Origin of the sequence: Enterococcus raffinosus (genome assembly GCF_018917525.1) — a bacterium.
GTDB classification, from domain to species: Bacteria; Bacillota; Bacilli; order Lactobacillales; family Enterococcaceae; genus Enterococcus_A; species Enterococcus_A raffinosus_A.
On sequence record NZ_JAHLOS010000034.1, the window covers coordinates 16,023 to 33,467 of the forward strand.

At 37.4% G+C, this 17,445-nt stretch carries 16 protein-coding genes; 15 read left to right on the forward strand and 1 reads right to left on the reverse strand.

Annotated elements, in window-relative coordinates; genetic code table 11:
- Positions 1-394 precede the first annotated feature (394 nt).
- From KQI58_RS17270 to KQI58_RS17305, 8 genes are all read left to right on the forward strand, one after another.
- Positions 395-1,231 carry a transporter substrate-binding domain-containing protein gene (locus tag KQI58_RS17270; protein ID WP_216410244.1) on the forward strand — a complete coding sequence of 279 codons (837 nt, stop codon included), beginning with the start codon at positions 395-397 and terminating at the stop codon, positions 1,229-1,231.
- Positions 1,231-1,890 carry an amino acid ABC transporter permease gene (locus tag KQI58_RS17275; RefSeq protein ID WP_216410245.1) on the forward strand — a complete coding sequence of 220 codons (660 nt, stop codon included), beginning with the start codon at positions 1,231-1,233 and terminating at the stop codon, positions 1,888-1,890. The genes KQI58_RS17270 and KQI58_RS17275 overlap by 1 nt, the downstream gene beginning before the upstream one ends.
- A 135-nt stretch (positions 1,891-2,025) precedes the next feature.
- Positions 2,026-2,706: a response regulator transcription factor gene (locus KQI58_RS17280; protein ID WP_216410246.1), complete on the forward strand. Its 681-nt coding sequence runs from the start codon at positions 2,026-2,028 to the stop codon at positions 2,704-2,706.
- A 6-nt stretch (positions 2,707-2,712) separates the two neighbouring features.
- Positions 2,713-3,615 carry a sensor histidine kinase gene (locus KQI58_RS17285; RefSeq protein WP_216410247.1) on the forward strand — a complete coding sequence of 301 codons (903 nt, stop codon included), beginning with the start codon at positions 2,713-2,715 and terminating at the stop codon, positions 3,613-3,615.
- Between the two features lie 80 nt (positions 3,616-3,695).
- On the forward strand, positions 3,696-4,388 hold the full coding sequence (locus tag KQI58_RS17290) for an ABC transporter ATP-binding protein (protein WP_216410248.1): 693 nt from the start codon (positions 3,696-3,698) through the stop codon (positions 4,386-4,388).
- Positions 4,385-6,859 carry an ABC transporter permease gene (locus KQI58_RS17295; RefSeq protein WP_216410249.1) on the forward strand — a complete coding sequence of 825 codons (2,475 nt, stop codon included), beginning with the start codon at positions 4,385-4,387 and terminating at the stop codon, positions 6,857-6,859. Before KQI58_RS17290 ends, KQI58_RS17295 begins: the two co-directional genes overlap by 4 nt.
- Positions 6,860-7,099: 240 nt before the next feature.
- Complete coding sequence (locus KQI58_RS17300; RefSeq protein ID WP_216410250.1) at positions 7,100-8,563, forward strand: amidase; 1,464 nt, start codon at positions 7,100-7,102, stop codon at positions 8,561-8,563.
- A 99-nt stretch (positions 8,564-8,662) separates the two neighbouring features.
- Positions 8,663-9,853 carry an amidohydrolase family protein gene (locus tag KQI58_RS17305; protein ID WP_216410251.1) on the forward strand — a complete coding sequence of 397 codons (1,191 nt, stop codon included), beginning with the start codon at positions 8,663-8,665 and terminating at the stop codon, positions 9,851-9,853.
- Between the two features lie 50 nt (positions 9,854-9,903).
- Here KQI58_RS17305 and rnhC read toward each other — a convergent pair whose 3' ends face one another.
- Positions 9,904-10,806, reverse strand: a complete 903-nt coding sequence (rnhC, locus tag KQI58_RS17310; RefSeq protein WP_216410252.1) for a ribonuclease HIII — start codon at positions 10,804-10,806, stop codon at positions 9,904-9,906.
- A 137-nt stretch (positions 10,807-10,943) separates the two neighbouring features.
- Here rnhC and zapA point away from each other — a divergent pair, with 137 nt between their 5' ends.
- The 7 genes from zapA (at position 10,944) to KQI58_RS17345 (ending at position 17,420) form a co-directional block, all read left to right on the forward strand.
- Complete coding sequence (gene zapA, locus KQI58_RS17315; RefSeq protein WP_216410253.1) at positions 10,944-11,378, forward strand: cell division protein ZapA; 435 nt, start codon at positions 10,944-10,946, stop codon at positions 11,376-11,378.
- 12 nt (positions 11,379-11,390) lie between these two features.
- Positions 11,391-11,939 carry a CvpA family protein gene (locus KQI58_RS17320; protein WP_216410254.1) on the forward strand — a complete coding sequence of 183 codons (549 nt, stop codon included), beginning with the start codon at positions 11,391-11,393 and terminating at the stop codon, positions 11,937-11,939.
- A gap of 60 nt (positions 11,940-11,999) precedes the next feature.
- Positions 12,000-14,360, forward strand: coding sequence for an endonuclease MutS2 (locus KQI58_RS17325; protein ID WP_216410255.1), 2,361 nt, complete (start codon positions 12,000-12,002; stop codon positions 14,358-14,360).
- Positions 14,361-14,474: 114 nt separating this feature from the next.
- Positions 14,475-14,789, forward strand: a complete 315-nt coding sequence (trxA, locus tag KQI58_RS17330) for a thioredoxin (protein WP_216410256.1) — start codon at positions 14,475-14,477, stop codon at positions 14,787-14,789.
- A gap of 100 nt (positions 14,790-14,889) precedes the next feature.
- The gene (uvrC, locus tag KQI58_RS17335; RefSeq protein WP_216410257.1) at positions 14,890-16,665 is read left to right on the forward strand and encodes an excinuclease ABC subunit UvrC; all 1,776 of its coding nucleotides are present in this window, start codon (positions 14,890-14,892) and stop codon (positions 16,663-16,665) included.
- Between the two features lie 87 nt (positions 16,666-16,752).
- Complete coding sequence (locus KQI58_RS17340; protein ID WP_216410258.1) at positions 16,753-16,956, forward strand: helix-turn-helix transcriptional regulator; 204 nt, start codon at positions 16,753-16,755, stop codon at positions 16,954-16,956.
- Entirely contained in the window at positions 16,956-17,420 is a 465-nt protein-coding gene (locus tag KQI58_RS17345; protein ID WP_216410259.1) for a hypothetical protein, read from the forward strand. Before KQI58_RS17340 ends, KQI58_RS17345 begins: the two co-directional genes overlap by 1 nt.
- Positions 17,421-17,445 lie beyond the last annotated feature (25 nt).

Genomic DNA, 17,445 nt, shown 5'->3' on the forward strand with positions numbered 1-17,445 from the left:
CAGTTTTTGCTAATAAGAAGGATAGATTTTCATAGTCAAACAAGATAGACCAAATAAAAGTTTTCTCAAAAAACAATAAAACGAATTCGAATGTTCTTATTTCTATCAACGTTGGTAGAGATAGGAACATTTATTTTTTTAGTTCATTTTAAAACAAGGAGAAGAATCTATGTACATACGTATTTTTGTAAGGGCGAATAAATTCATTGAATCACTTCTGAAAAAATAACAAGTGTTGTTATTTAAAGGTTGTTCTATTACACAGTAAAGTTAAATTTATCTGTCTTATTAACTGTTTTTCATAGGCGTTTTTCTATATGCTTGTGTTTTTTATATGTTATAAATGAGGCATCGTTTAATTAACTTATAAAAAAAAGAAGTGGAGATGACAACAGTGAGAAAATGGTTGATGGGGTTAATGGTGATTACAACGGGATTTGTATTAACTGCCTGTGGGAGCACACAGTCAAGTGGGGATGATAGCTGGAAAAAAGTTAAGGATAGAAATGAACTGATAGTTGCTACGTCGGGGACACTTTTCCCGTCTTCTTATTACAATGACGAAAATGAACTAGTTGGCTATGATGTAGATGTTGCGAAGGCTGTTGCAAAGAAACTAGATTTAAAAATCAAATTTAAAGAATACAATGTCGACGGTCAGGTTACGGCTGTTAATCGTGGAGAAGCTGATTTTGCGGCGAATGATTTTGGCATGTCAAAGGATCGCGCTAAGAAATTTTCATTATCTTCTCCTATTAAATATTCCTTCGATAGTATGATAGTTCGAAAAAGCGATGATTCTGGAATTCACTCCTTAAAGGATTTAAAAGGTAAAAAAGCTGCTGGTGAACCCAACACGAGTTACATGAAAATTGCCGATAAATATGGTGCAAAAGCGGTGACTTACGATAATGCTACAAATGATCAATACTTGACTGACGTGGCTAATGGACGAACAGATGTAATTCTGAATGACTATTATTTGCAAAAAATGTCTCTGGCGGCTTTACCAGATATTCCAGTAAAGATTCTAGAAGATGTCTATTTTAATGCAAATTCCACAGGTTTCCTTTTTAATAAGAAAAATCAAACACTAAAAAAGCAAATTAATACGGCTTTGGCAGATTTGAAAAAGGATGGAACGCTAAAGAAAATTGCGGAACAGTATTTCGGTACGGATGTTTCATCAAAACCTAAACAAGAAATAACCGAAAAGGTCTCGGCGGACTAATGTATATACCGGCAGTTGACTTAAGATTAATGTTTGAATCGATTCCTTTTTTATTAAGTGGATTAGGCTATACTATTGGAATTAGTTTGGTGGCATTTTTCTTTGGTAATTTGTTAGGCATACTTATGACCATCTTAGGATTTGTTCCTTTTCGATTAACAAAACTATTTGTTCGCTTTTATTTATCCTTTTTAAGAGGGACGCCAGCATTGGTTTTACTGTTTTTACTTTATTTCGGACTTCCATATCAGCTGAATGCAGTAGTAGCGGCGATTATTTGTTTTAGTTTTACCAGCAGCGCTTTTATTGGTGAAATCTATCGCGGGTCGATTGCCGGAGTAAATGCTGGTCAATGGGATGCAGCTTATGCATTAGGAAATCGTTTCTTTCCCACGATGCGTTATATCATTTTGCCACAAGCCTTCCGGATTTCAATTCCAGCTTTGAGTAACGTAGCGATGGACTTGTTAAAAGGGACTTCATTAGCGGCAATGATTACAGTACCTGATATTTTTCAAAAAGCCAAAATCATTGGCGGTCGAACCTTCGATTATTTATCGATGTATCTGTTAGTGGCATTAATTTATTGGTTGCTTTGTATTGGGATCGGTCATATTCAGCATCGGCTAGAGAATTATTTTCAGCAAAAATATGTATAGTGTAATTGTAACTCTAATTAAGCAGAGTCCTAAGCGGCTCTGCTTTTTTTTCGTGCGTTACAGATAACATTGATAATCAACTTGAGAAATTGGATAATAAAGGATGTAAATAAATCATATGAAGAGGATCATAGAATGAAAAAGAAAATTATTTTAATTGAAGATGATGAAAATCTTCGTCGAGGAATCTCCTTTTACTTAGAACAAGAAGGATATGAAGTTACAGTAATTAATCGTGTTCAAGGTGCAATCGAGAGGATAAGAAAGGGTTCGCCAGATTTAATTATTTTAGATGTCACTTTACCTGATGGGAATGGTTTTGAGTTATGTCAGGAAATTCGGAAATTTTCGACAGTTCCAATCTTTTTCCTAACTGCTCATGATTTAGAATCCGATATTCTCACAGGGCTCTCGATCGGTGGGGATGACTATTTGACGAAGCCGTTTTCGTTAGCCATTTTAAAGGCAAAGGTTGCTTTGGTTTTCAAAAAACAAGAGGCTCAGGCAAAGAAGATTGAATTGCCACCTTTTACACTTGATTTGGATACCCACCGGTTGTTCAAAAACGATCAAGAAATCCCAATGAGTTCAACAGAATTCCGTTTGATTAATTATTTGATGAAAAATGCTGGGATTGTTTTAGAAAAAGAAGCGTTACTAGAAACACTGTGGGATGATCAAGGGAAATTTGTTGACGAGAATGCGCTATCGGTTAATATTCGCAGGATTAGAGTGAAGCTTGAAGAGAATCCAAAAAAACCAAAATATATTGAAACAGTTCGAGGTGTGGGATACCTCTGGAAACGAAGGGAGTGATTAAGGGTGCTCTATAGCATAACAGTTTTATTTTTTATATGCGTATTATTGATTTTTTTCTTCCAAATGCGAAAGCAGCATGAAAAGGAATTATCTACTATTGAAGAAGTTTTAGATATAGTTCTAAAGGGGGATTTTCCGAGAAACGCTGATTCTTATCAAGAAGGGCAAGAAAGCAAGTTGATTTTCAAAATATTGCGGATCGCAGAAGCAAATCAACTTTATCAAGAAACAGCTGCGCGCGAGAAGCAGCGTGTTCAAGAATTAATGGTTGATGCTGCTCATCAAATGCGGACGCCCATCACTAGCATGTTGATGTTCACAGAACTATTGCAAAATAAACAATTACCAGTAGGTGAGTCGCAAGAATTCTTGAGACGCTTGTCTTTTGACTCTCAACGTCTAAATTGGTTGGTGGAAGAATTTTTACATATGTCAAAATTCGAAACAGAATCGATGGAGTTAACAAAAGTGCGCCAAAACCTTAGTGAGACAATACAACAAGCAATTCTTCAAAGCAGCGGGACATCAGATCAGCAAGGTCGTTTTGTGGTAAAAGGCGCTGACGTTGAAATTACTCATGATATAAAATGGACTCGTGAAGCAATTGGGAATGTATTGGAAAATGCCTTGAAATATGCTTATGAAGGTTCACAAATAGAGATATCGGTCGATCGTCTAATTTCTTATACAAGAATTTCAATCAAAAATTGCGGGAAAACTATTTCTAGAGAAGAATTACCTATGTTGTTTACAAAATACTATCGTGGTTCTCAGTATCGAAATACGATCGAAGGGTTTGGGATTGGACTTTACTTAACAAAATTGATTTGCGAGGCACAAGGAGGCTATGTGTTGGCGGATTCTCAAGCAGAACAGACAACGATTTCTCTATTCTTACAGAACTGACAGATTTGTTTGCAGTGACTGACATTTTACTGTAAGAGTCCCTTGCTATAGTAAGAGTATCAAGAAGGGAGGTTGTTGGTATGAACGTAGTTAAAACGAATCATCTAACAAAAACTTATGGTGAAGGGGAAAATCTGGTTCACGCAGTCGATGATGTAAACTTAACGATTGAAGACAATGAATTTGTAACGATTGTTGGAACTTCTGGATCTGGAAAAAGTACATTATTAAATCTTTTGGGAGGTTTAGATCGACCAACGTCTGGAAAAATTGAAATTTCCGGAAAGCAATTGGAGCATTTAAGCGAAGAAGAATTGACGATTTTCAGACGTAGAAATGTTGGCTTTGTTTTTCAACAATATAATTTAGTGCCAATTCTAAGTGTTTATGAAAATATCGTATTGCCCATCCAATTAGATGGGAATACAGTAGATGAACCCTTTGTCGATGAGGTAATCAGAACATTAGGTTTAAAAGGCAGAGAGAGCCGCTTGCCGTCAATGCTTTCGGGGGGACAGCAGCAGCGAGTTGCGATTGCTCGTGCATTGGCAGCCAAACCAGCAATCATTTTGGCAGATGAACCCACAGGTAACTTAGATAGCAAAAGCAGTCAAGATGTTCTTGGTTTATTGAAGCAGTCAGCAAAGAAGTTCAATCAAACCGTTATTATGATCACTCATAATGATCAAATCGCTCAACTAGCAGATCGAGTAATCCGTATCGAGGATGGCAAACTCTTTGATGTGCAGATAACAGGCGGTGACTGGTCATGAAAGAACAGCGACAAGCAATTCATAACTTATGGCTAAATAGTTTTAAAAGCAATCGCAGACGTAATTTTTTTGTTGTGTTAGCACTCGTGTTGACAACGTTATTAATTTCATCAGTTATTGGTCTAGGGATGAGTTTCATTGAGGCGAGTAATAAACAAACAATTCAACGTGTAGGAACGATAGCTGACGCAAACCTTAATGATTTGACGAAACGGCAGATTGATATTTTAAAAGAAGACGCTTCGATTGAAACAGTTGGTACACAGCAAACAATTGGCGCTGTCGATAGTCAGCGATTAAAGAACACAAAGATACAAATGGCATTACACTGGTATGATAAAGCGGAATGGAATGGACTAAGAAAAGAAGCAATCAACGATTTCACTGGTAAATTTCCTGAGAAGGAAAATGAAATCATGGCACCGTTGGCGGCGTTGAAGGAATTAGGAATTTCAAAACCAGAAGCAGGACAGAAAATTTATTTGCCGTGTTTGATTGATGGAAAAAACATCAAGAAAGAATTTGTTTTGTCAGGTTATTACAAAGAATACGTGATTGCTCGAGTCGTTGATTTTAGTTACTTGTTAGTATCTGATCAATTTGCAGAAAAATACAGCTCATCGACCAGCAGTAAAACGTATTCGATCAAGTATAAGGATAGCAATAACCTAGGACAGCAAAATAAAAAGCTTGCGAAAAAATTGAAGCTTAGTGAGACGCAAGAAATAAAGACGACACTGAAAGAGTCTAAACAAAGTGTAACTACATTGATTTTAGGAATAGGGATGTTTTTAGCAATCATTTTAATCTCGGGTGGCTTGTTAATCTATAATGTTTTGTATATTTCAATTGCCAACGACATTCGTTTCTATGGCCTATTAAAAGCTTTGGGGACAACAAAAAGACAATTGCGTAAAATCATTTTTTATCAATCTGTTCTCTTGTCAGTTATTGGTATTCCGATTGGATTAATCGGTGGGTTCAGTATTTCTCATGTACTGATTCCCTTTGTTATGAAGGCTACAAATTTTTCTGAAGCTGTAGTGGTATCGACCCAACCAATAATTTATTTTAGAGCGGGTTTGTTCGCTCTGATGATCATGCTGTTAAGTTCGATAAAACCAGCAAATTATGCTGCAAAGGTTTCACCTATCTTAGCAATCAATTTTACGGAGTCCAAAGTAAAAAAAAGAGATATTCGTTCAAAAAATGGCGGAAAGCTTTATCTAATGGCTTGGAGGAATATTTTTCGGGATAAAAAACGCGCTCTGATTGTCATTATCTCTATGACCTTGGGAATCACCTCTTTTGTGGCGGTAAATACCATCGTCAAAAGTATGGATTTTGAAAAGTTTGTTTTGAGTGAGATGAACTATGACATTATGATTAGTCCAAGCCCTACGAATACCGATAACAAAGAATCTGATTCAAAAAGAACAGAGAAGGAACAGGTGAGTCAGCAATTAGTTCAATTAATAAATAAAAATGAAGATGTAACTTCAGCAGATATTTATTATTCAGAACCAGTTTTAGTGAATTACGACGAACAAAAATTTACCCCATATATTCGTTCCTATAATAACTATTTCAAGTATGCAAAAATCGAGCAAAAGCAGATTCAATCAGACGGCTTTGAAGGAGACTTAATCAGCATCGATACCGATGAGTTGGCTAAACTATTAGTGAAAAATAATGAAAAATCATTTGATCAAACGGCTTTTGAAAATGGAGAGATTGCTTATATTCAATCTGATCATCCAGCAGATTTTTCGCATATTCCAGAAATACAATTTTCTACAAGTGACAAACAACCACATCAGGTTAAAATTGCTGGTTTTGTACCTAACAACTATTTGGAGTTTCAGACCAGGGGCGCTCCTGCAATGTTTGTCTCAAGACAATATCTGGACAAAATTGCTCCCTACGCTAGTTTATGGAGTGCTAACATTAACATAAATAAAAAAACAGCTGATTTGACCTCTGAACAATTTCAACGTTTTATTGATGAACAATCCGCTTATAGAATAATGACGAAAACAGAAATGAGAAATCGAGCCGTTGAAGAAATTAGCACAATGAGGATGATGGGAAATACGTTGGCATTAGTATTGGCCTTGATTGGTTTGTTGAATTTCGTCAATATTATTACCACTAGTATTTTGGCAAGAAAACAAGAACTCGCAACTTTGGAAAGTATCGGTATGACTCGTAAACAAACGAATAAGGTTTTAATGTTTGAAGGGAGTTATTATGCATTGATTGTTGGAGGTCTCGTGATGACTTTTGGCCTAGGCATTACCTATGCTTTGTATTCGATTGTAAAACGATCAGCTACATATGCTAGCTTTGATTTGCCAATAGTAGAAATCAGTGTCTCGTTATTACTAATGTTCATTATTTGTTTGTTAACTCCATACTTAGTGATGAGGTCTTCGGGAAAGCGGAGTTTAGCCGAAAGAATCAAAGAATAATTGTAAAAGCTCAGGCCTATGAAATATGTTAACCCTTCAAAAGTATACTATTTGATTATCCGGTCAGAAGATGTACACAAATTTTAAAATAATCGTTTAGAAGTGAGATTCAGAAAGCCTGATGATTGAATAGACTAATTTCAATCATCAAGCTTTTTTTGTGAAGGATAATCATCTGTAGCTGGAGTTCTAAAAGAATATTTGTGATAATAAAATAAAAAAACTGAAGAGGTGTTTGCTTTGAAGGATGGGCTATACTGGGCAGAAAAATTACGCAAGAAAGAAATCAGCTTTCAAGAGCTATTAACGAGTTTTGAGGAAAAGGTACGTAAGCAAAACGCAATGCTCAATGCATTTGTTACTATAATGGATCATGAGTCGCGTGAAGAATTTGAAAAACATACGGAGCTCTTAAATCGTCCATTCGCCGGTTTGCCGATCCCGCTGAAAATGTTAGGCCAAGAGAAAAAAGGTTGGTTAAGTACATCGGGTTCTAAGCTACTGAGAGAACATCGTGCAAGTCGTAACAGTAATTTCACCAATGAATTGATAGCAAATGGATTTGTGCCGTTTGCTCAGACAAATACGCCAGAGTTTGGTTTTAAAAATATCACTGATGCTGAGCTTTATGGTCCAGCTAGAAATCCATGGAATCTAGATTGTTACTCTGGTGGATCAAGTGGTGGTGCGGCCAGTGCCGTTGCTTCTGGCATTGTTCCAATAGCAGGAGCTAGTGATGGGGGCGGCTCAATTCGTATTCCAGCTTCTTTTTGCGGCCTGATTGGTTTGAAACCGACTCGTGGAACTATGCCGGTAGGACCAAGTGGTTGGCGCGGGTGGCAAGGAGCGGCGATCGATTTCGCATTAACGGTTTCGATGCGGGACACGGAAAAACTTTTTTATGGAATGCGTGGAATTGATAGTGCAGCACCGTATCAGGCTCCTGAAAAAGCATGGAGACATGAACAGGCTTCCCAAAAAAAGAAACTAAAAATTGCGGTGATTATTGATTCTCCAATTAATTCAAATGTATCACCTGAGGCCGCCAGCGCAGTCGAAAAAGCACATGATTTTTTACTAAAACAAGGTCATCAGGTCGAGATGATTTCCTATCCTATAGACGGAAAAGAACTAATAACTAGTTATTATATGATGAACGGTGCCGAGACAGCAGCCATGTTTGCTGGAATCGAGCAAGGGTTAAGACGTCCGGTTGAAAGAAATGACATGGAGCTTATGACATGGGGAATTTACCAATATGGTAAAAAAATTCCTGCTAGTCGCTTTATTCATGCTCTGAATGTATGGGATCGAGCAGCTTTTATAATGGAGCAATTATTTACTGAATATGATTTATTACTAACTCCTACAGTAGCAACGACAGCTCCGAAAATAAATGACGATTTACAAAGCCCTGAGATCCGGGATGCGTTGGAAATATCAGCAAATTTATCAGAAAATGAGCTACACCAATTAATTGATCAGATGTTTGAGAAAAGCCTTGAAATCACACCCTATACCCAATTGGCAAATCTGACAGGACAACCGGCTATCAGCCTTCCTACCTATTTAACTGAAAAAAGGTTGCCTTTAGGTATCCAATTTATGGCAGCACGAGGCCGTGAAGACTTGTTGTTGCAAATTGGAAAATTGTTCGAAACAGAATATGGCTTCTGCTTACCAGAGTACTATTTAGAGAAATAAAATTATTTGTTTGGACCGACAAAATTGGCTATCAATTTTGTCGGTTCTTTTGTTAAACTAATAGAGTGAAAACGTTTCATAATTGGAGGGGACATAAGGATGATTTTATTAAAGGCTCAGAAAGTAATTACTGGCGATGGAAAGACCATTATTGAAGATGGTGGAGTTGTTTATGATGAGGACACAATTTTAGCGGTAGGAAAAGCAGATAAGCTTTTAGCGGATTTTCCACAGGCAGAGGTTCGTGATTATGGTAGTGGTACAATTCTCCCTGGATTGATGGATGCTCATATCCATCTTGGTTATTATTGGACACAACCTGATCTGCACCGCTACAATGATTTTATGATTGCTTACTATGCACAAAAACAAGCCGAAACTTGTTTAGCCAAAGGCGTAACGACGATTCGTGATTGTTGTGGGCCGCAATTTCTGTTAGAAACATTGCGACTAGCAGCTGAAAAAGGATTCGTGAAAGCCCCACGCATCCTACACACAGATCGAGGAATTTGTATCACTGGTGGACATGGGCACGAAGATGGGATTGAAGAGGTTGATGGTGCGGAAAATATTCGCCACACAATTCGCCGTCAAAAGAAAGATGGAGCAGATTGGATTAAGCTATTGACGACAAATCGCGATGATATTTGCGAGTTTACTCAAGAAGAGTTGAATTCAGGTGTCGAGGAAGCACATCGCCTTGGAATGAAATGTGTGGTTCATTCAGGAACACAGCCAGGTATTCAAATGTGTATTGATGCTGGATTTGATACGATTGAGCACGGGAACTTTTTGACTGTCGAACAAGCTAAGCAAATGGTGGAAAATCAGCAATCATGGACGCCTACGATGTATGCTTATCATTTTTTGGCAGAGTATAATCAAAAGGTTCAAGAAGTTGGGGTGGATCATTCGAATCAGTCAACTGAAACCTATTCCCATCACTTAGACTTCTTTGAAAGCTCGGTACAAGCGTATTCAGAAAACTTCAAAGCAATTTATGATGAGGGTGTAACGATTCTTGCTGGAACTGATATGGTAATGTTGGAGGCACCGAGTGTTCCAATCGTGGAAGAGTTGGAGTTAATGGTAAAATATGGACTAACACCAATCGAGGCAATTCAAACAGCTACACAAAATCCTGCAAGAGTATTCGATTTGTCTGAGATTACAGGTGAATTGAAAGCAGGATTACAAGCAGATATACTTGTTGTAGACGGAGATGCAACCACAGATATTGAGGCATTACGAAATGTTCAACAGGTATTATTGGCTGGAACAGAAGTTTAGAATAGTAGCTGCCTCGCCAAATTGAATGGAAATTCTGGCGAGGCAGTTCTTTATATCAATTTTTTTGCTTTTTCTGTATTGGCAAAATGGAGCTTTGCAAATTTCCGCAATAAATCCATTCCACCCTGTCGCAATAGCTTAGCGGCAAGTTCATCCGAGGGTTTGCCTGCACCAGAAGGAACTTTTGTCCCTAATTCTAATGAAGCTTTGTCCAGTTCCTCAAGAAAACTTGCCCGACTAATAATAGAAGCTGCTGCAACAGAAAGATGATATTGTTCTCCTTTAGTAACAAAATAGATTTTTTGATCCACTCGCTGCGTTTCTTGCTTAACATACTTCATATAATTAGCTTCAGAAGTGAATTGATCAATTAGGATCGCTTCAGGTTTTGTTGGTGCAATCTGATCCAACAGTAAACGGATTGCTTGATTATGCAATGCGACTTTCATTCGAACAGCATTGTATTTCGGTTGAATTTCATTATATTTTTCCGGATTAACGACTAATAAACGATAAGGAATCAGTTCTTTGATCGCTGTTGCCATTTTTCGAATTTGATCGTCAGTAAGCATTTTTGAGTCTTTTACTCCTAGGCGTTTCAGAGCGTCAAGATGCTCTTTGTCAGCATAGGCGGCACAAACACACAACGGCCCGAAGTAACTGCCATTTCCAACTTCGTCACTGCCGAGAACAGCGAGTGAGGCAAAATTTTGGGGTAGACTATTACTTTTTTTAGCTTCTGAGGAATCCGTTTTTCCCCAGCGAGCAGCTTCTTGTTCAGCATTGTTTCCTTGGAATAAGACCTTTCCAGAGGTATAGGCGGTAATACTGATACCGTTTTTCTTAGCTGAGAATTCACTGTAAGGAACTTTCTTATTTAAAAGATAGTCAGCATAATAGTTTTTCAGCTTTTTGATTTCAGTTTTCGATAATTTCAATACAGCAGAACTCATAATTTTTCTCTTTTCTTTAAGTTAATTGGCTTTTAATTGATGAAAGTTGTACATACGAAAGATTTTAGCATATAATATATTAGTATTTTTGTTACCAGAATTTTTTTATAAAAATAGTTTTAGGAAGGTTGATCGATATGGCGCAAAATCGCTATAAGGCAGTCGTTGCCGGTCAGACTTATACTATCATTGGACAAGAATCCAAGCAACATATGGATATGGTTACCGCTTTGGTCAATGAACAGTTAAATGAGATCATGTCGTTATCACCTGGGATTACGCAAGAAAAGGCCACGATGTTATTGGCGATCAATGCAGTCTCAGATCAATTGAAAAAGCAAGAAGCGTTAATGAAGTTAGAAAAACAACAGTATACGCTTGAAGGGCAAGCCGCCCATAATCTAGAATTAGAAAATCGTATCAAGAAAATCGAAGCAATTGAAGCCGAAGCCAAAGAAATCATGCGGAAAAATGGAAAAGAAAATGTTCCAATCCGAAATCACGTAGAAGCGCAACAAATCGTTAATGAAAATCGAAAGCGTGAGATTCAAAAAAGAGCGGCAAATAAATAAGTGAGGGATACTATGTTAACATTGGTAATTTTATTTGCATTACTGCTATCTTTTTATGTAGGCTATCGTCGCGGTACAGCCTATCAGATAGTATTTTCGATTGGATACCTGATATCCTTCATAGTTGCTCGGATGTTTTATCAGCAATTAGGATCTCATTTGGATTTATTCGTACCTTATCCATCCGTTACCAGTGAATCAAAAATGGTCTATTACTCAGTTGAACAAGCTTTCAATTTGGATAAGGCTTTTTACGCCGGTGTGGCGTTCGTCATGATTTTAGTCGTTGGCTGGTTGGTGACGCATTTGTTTGCAATTTTTTTCAAGGATTTACTATTCAAAGTGCTTATTCCTCAATATGATGGTATTATAGCGGGAATCTTACAATTAATTGTTTGTTATGTTAGTATTTTTTTGATTTTAAAGTTGGTCAGTTTCGTACCGATGGCATTACTCCAAAATCAAATCGAAGGAAGTTGGTATGCTCGATTTATGATCGAACATTCGCTGTTCCTGAGTTCACATTTTAACAATTTGTGGGTGACAAATATTATTGGATAATTTAAAAACCGGGACGCTGTTTGACAGGTTTCGGTTTATTTATGTATAGAAGGTGAAAAAATGAATGAACGTATTCTAAAAACATTAGAGTTCGAACAAGTAAAGAAAATGATTCAACAGTATTTAACGACTGAACAAGGGGAAGAAGAAATCCGTCAATTAACACCTTCTAATGATGAGGATACTATCCAGTCTTGGCTGGATGAAACGGAAGACGGAATGAAGGTTCAACGCTTGCGCGGAGGACTGCCAATTCCCAAATTGAACAATATCAAGCCACATATGAAGCGAATCGAAATCGGAGCTAATCTAAATGGATTAGAGCTGGCCGAGGTCTCGCGTGTACTTTCTACTACAAGTGAACTGGTTCGTTTTATTGAAGATTTGAAAGATAGTGAATTAGAGTTTTTACGTTTATATTTCTGGGAAGAACAATTAACCACTTTACCTGAACTAAGTGGAAAATTACGTCGTTCGGTAGAAGAAGACGGACGTGTTCGAGACGAGGCTTCGCCAGAATTACGTACAATCCGCAGTCAGATCCGCCGTAGTGAACAGACAATCCGTGAACAACTAGATGGATTGATTCGAGGGAAAAATGCAAAGTATCTGAGTGATAGTTTGATCACAATGCGAAATGATCGATATGTGATTCCCGTGAAGCAAGAATACCGAGGTGTTTTTGGCGGAGTTGTCCATGACCAGAGTGCTTCTGGTCAAACCTTATTCATGGAACCAAAACAAGTTGTTGAGTTAAATAACCGGTTACGTCAGCAACAAATCGCAGAACGGACTGAGATTGAGCGTATTTTAGCTGAGTTATCTGCAGAATTGGTGGCCCCTCGTAAAGACATTTTACACAATGCCTATGTATTGGGACGTTTTGATTTGATGAATGCTAAGGCACGCTTTGCCAAAGCTCTAAAAGCAGTCGTACCAATGATTAATCAAGAAAATCATGTGTTTTTTAAGCAAGCACGTCATCCATTATTAGATCAAGAAACAGCGGTAGCCAATGATCTTATGATTGGAGAAGGTTTTCAGGCTGTCGTTATTACCGGACCAAATACCGGTGGGAAAACTATATCTCTAAAAACTCTCGGTCTTTTACAGTTGATGGGACAAGCTGGACTTCCGTTACCTGTCGGTGAGGAAAGCGAAATGGGCATTTTTAGCGAAGTATTTGCTGATATTGGTGATGAGCAATCAATTGAACAAAGCTTATCGACATTTTCTTCTCATATGACGAATATTGTTTCAATTTTAGATAAAATTGATGAGCATAGTTTAGTGTTGTTTGATGAACTAGGTGCAGGAACTGATCCACAAGAGGGAGCAGCATTAGCAATCGCGATATTGGATGCGGTGGGAGCAAAATCTTCCTATGTAATGGCGACCACCCACTATCCGGAATTAAAGATTTATGGCTATAATCGATCAAATACAATCAATGCTAGTATGGAATTTGATGTTGATACATTAAGCCCGACCTATCGACTATTAATCGGCGTTCCTGGACGTAGTAATGCTTTTGAAATTTCTCGTCGACTTGGGTTAGATCCATTGGTGATTGAAAATGCTAAGCAAATCATTGATGAGGAAAGCCAAGATTTAAACGAAATGATTTCTGATTTGGAGAATCAACGAAAGGCGACGGAAACAGAGTATTTAGAGATTCGCCATTATGTAGATGAATCCGAAAAATTGTATCGGGATTTGAAAAATGCTTATTCTTATTTCTTCGATGAACGAGAGAAGGAAATGGAAAAAGCCCGTAAAGAAGCCAATAAGATTGTAAATGAAGCAGAAGAAAATGCTGAAAAAATTATCAAGGACATTCGTCAGATGCAGTTAGATGGTCAAGGAAATGTAAAAGAACATCAATTAATTGATGCAAAGACCCAATTAGCTGATCTTAAACAAGACGAAAATCTTAAGAAAAATAAGGTTCTGCAAAAAGCCAAAGCAAAAAAACAATTTAAACCGAATGATGAAGTGATTGTGGAAACATACGGTCAACGCGGAACGCTAATTAAAAAAGTTGGCGATAATGAATGGCAGGTCCAACTAGGAATTTTGAAAATGACTGTATCTGAAGATGATATGACTTTGACTACACCCGTGGAAGAACCGAAGCAGCGTGTAATCACAGGCGTCCAACGCGGAGCTAGTTCCAAAGTAAAACCAGAGTTGGATTTACGCGGGAAACGTTATGAAGAGGCCTTAGCAGAAGTAGATCAATACATTGATGCAGCACTTTTAGCCAACTTTGCTCAAGTACGAATCATTCATGGTAAGGGAACAGGCGCTCTGCGTAAGGGAATCACTGACTATTTAAAAAATAATCGTAATGTTCAGAGCTTCGAATTTGCTCCGGCAAACCAAGGCGGAAGCGGGGCAACAGTGGTGACATTTAAATAGTTTACAAGTGTAAGCAGAACAGTAGCGAAGAAAATCGGACCGTGCTATACTACTTTTAGTAAGAAAAACGGGTGCCAATTTTTAACGCATCCAAGTTATATAGGAGGAATTCAAATGTCACAAGTAGTTACTGATAAAACTTTTAACGAAGAAACAGATAACGGTCTTGTTTTGATCGACTTTTGGGCAACATGGTGTGGGCCTTGTCGCATGCAAGCACCGATCTTAGAACAATTATCCGAAGAATACGATGAAGATGAATTCAGAGTCGTAAAAATGGATGTGGATGAAAATCCTGAAACACCAGCATCCTTCGGCATTATGAGCATCCCAACATTGGTTTTAAAGAAGGATGGACAAGTTGTTGATAAAGTAATTGGTGTTCATTCAAAAGATCAACTAAAGGAGCTTATCCAAGCTCACATGTAAGAAATTGAGCTGGGCATTTTGTCCAGCTTTTTTGTCAGTTTAGCTTTACTGTATATAGATAGTATTAATCTAATGATATAGCTCTGAAGGGAAGCAACTTATGAACGAACGAATCAAAAATAAATTAGCGCTTTTACCAGATCAACCGGGCTGTTATCTGATGAAAGACAAAAACGGCACAATTATTTATGTCGGAAAAGCTAAAATTCTAAAAAATAGGGTACGATCTTATTTTACTGGCAGTCACAATACGAAAACAGAGCGACTAGTCAGTGAAATCGTGGATTTTGAATATATCGTCACAGAGTCCAACATCGAAGCATTACTACTTGAAATCAATTTGATCAAGAAAAATGATCCTAAGTACAACATCATGCTGAAGGACGACAAGACCTACCCTTTTCTAAAGATCACTAATGAAAAATATCCTCGTTTGATGATTACGCGAAAAGTTTTAAAGGACAAGGCGCATTATTTTGGCCCTTATCCCGATGTAAATGCAGCTAATGAAACAAAGAAATTATTGGATCGATTATTTCCATTAAGGAAGTGCAAGCCGTCACAAAAAACGCCTTGTCTTTATTATCATTTAGGCCAATGTTTATGTCCCTATGCTTTTCATGTTGACCCTCAGGTTTATAAGGATATGGTAGAAGAAATCAAACGGTTCTTAAATGGGGGACACACAGAGATTCAGAAGCAATTAGAAGAAAAAATGAAACTAGCAGCTGCCGATATGGAGTTTGAAAAGGCAGCGGAATACCGTGATCAGATTAGAGCAATTGAAACGGTTATGACGAAACAAAAAATGACAAATACAGACTTGGTTGATCGGGATATTTTCGGTTATGCGACAGACAAAGGCTGGATGTGTGTACAGGTTTTCTTTGTGCGGCAAGGGAAATTAATTGAGCGAGATGTTTCGATGTTTCCATTTTATAATGATGCAGAAGAGGATTTTTTAACCTACATTGGACAGTTTTATCAAGAAAATGAACACTTTATTCCTAAAGAGGTTTTGATTCCTGATAATATTGACAAGCCTAGTGTTGAAGCGATGCTGGCAACAAAAATTTTACAACCACAACGTGGAGAAAAGAAAAAGCTAGTAAAATTGGCAGGGAAAAATGCTCAAGTTGCCTTGAATGAAAAATTCGATCTAATCGGTCGAAGTGAAGCACGAACAATTGGTGCGGTTGAAAAATTAGGCGACGCTATGAATATTCCCGCACCGATTCGAATTGAAGCGTTTGATAACTCTAATATCATGGGAACAGATCCAGTATCTGCCATGGTGGTTTTTATTGATGGAAAACCTGCTAAAAAAGAGTATCGTAAGTATAAAATCAAAACAGTCAAAGGCCCGGATGACTACGCTTCAATGCGTGAAGTCATTTATCGTCGATACTCTCGGGTATTAAAAGAAGGGTTGCCATTTCCAGATTTAATTGTGATTGATGGAGGGAAAGGCCAAGTTGATGTCGCGAAAGATGTATTAGCTAATCAATTAGGGATTGATATCCCAATCGCTGGTCTGGCAAAAGATGACAAACACAAGACGAGTGAATTGTTATTTGGTCCAGAGTTAAACATAGTGCCTTTGGAACGTAATTCACAAGAATTTTTCTTGCTGCAACGTATTCAAGATGAAGTCCATCGCTTTGCGATTACTTTCCATCGCCAGCTACGCAGTAAAAATAGTTTTGCCTCGAAATTAGATAACATTGACGGATTAGGTCCGAAACGTAAAAAAATGTTGCTGAAGGAATTTAAGTCATTAAAGAATATCCAAGCCGCTAGCGTAGATGAGTTACAAGAAGTAGGTTTGCCCAAACAGGTAGCTGAAAATACATTTAATCAATTGCAAGAAAAATGATGTATAGCACCCTTTACACGAAATGTAAAGGGTGCTATACTTTTTTTATAAAATGTAAAGGCACCTATACATTTGAGGAGTGGTCGTTTGAAAAATCGAATCCAAGAATTACGCAAAGAACGCAAGATGACTCAAAGTGAACTGGCTGATCATTTAGAAGTGACTCGCCAAACGATTATTTCTTTAGAAAATGGCCGATATAATGCTTCATTAATTTTAGCCTATAAAATTTCGCGATTTTTCGGTTTAATGATAGAAGAGGTTTTCATTTTTGATGAGGAGGATGAGTAATGAAGGAATTGTCAAAACAAGATCGCGAATACCGAGAAAAGTTACGTAAAAAGAATATAGGATATTTAATTGCAATTGTTTTTATGTTGGCTTGTTCTGCAATACTATTTATTGGAACAAAGTGGTATGAGTTGAAAATAAATGACCATGCAGTAGGATTTTTGTCAGGATTCTTTTTTTCACTCTGTGCAGTATTTGTGATTTTTCTCTTTAAAAATCGCCAAACGATGAAGAATCCTGAAAAATTAAGACAGGAACGTATCGTTAAGACAGATGAGAGAAATATTGAGATTTCTGCGAAGGCCCTACAAATCACGACCTTTGTGATGGTTATTAGCTTAGCTATTTTGAGCTTAGTTGGCAGTTTCGTTTCAAGAACATTAATGACAACAGCTAGCGGATTGCTAAATTTGTTTTTAATCAGTTATATAATTAGCTATTTTTTCTACAAAAAGAAACTATAAGCATTCAGTGATATATTCACTTTTC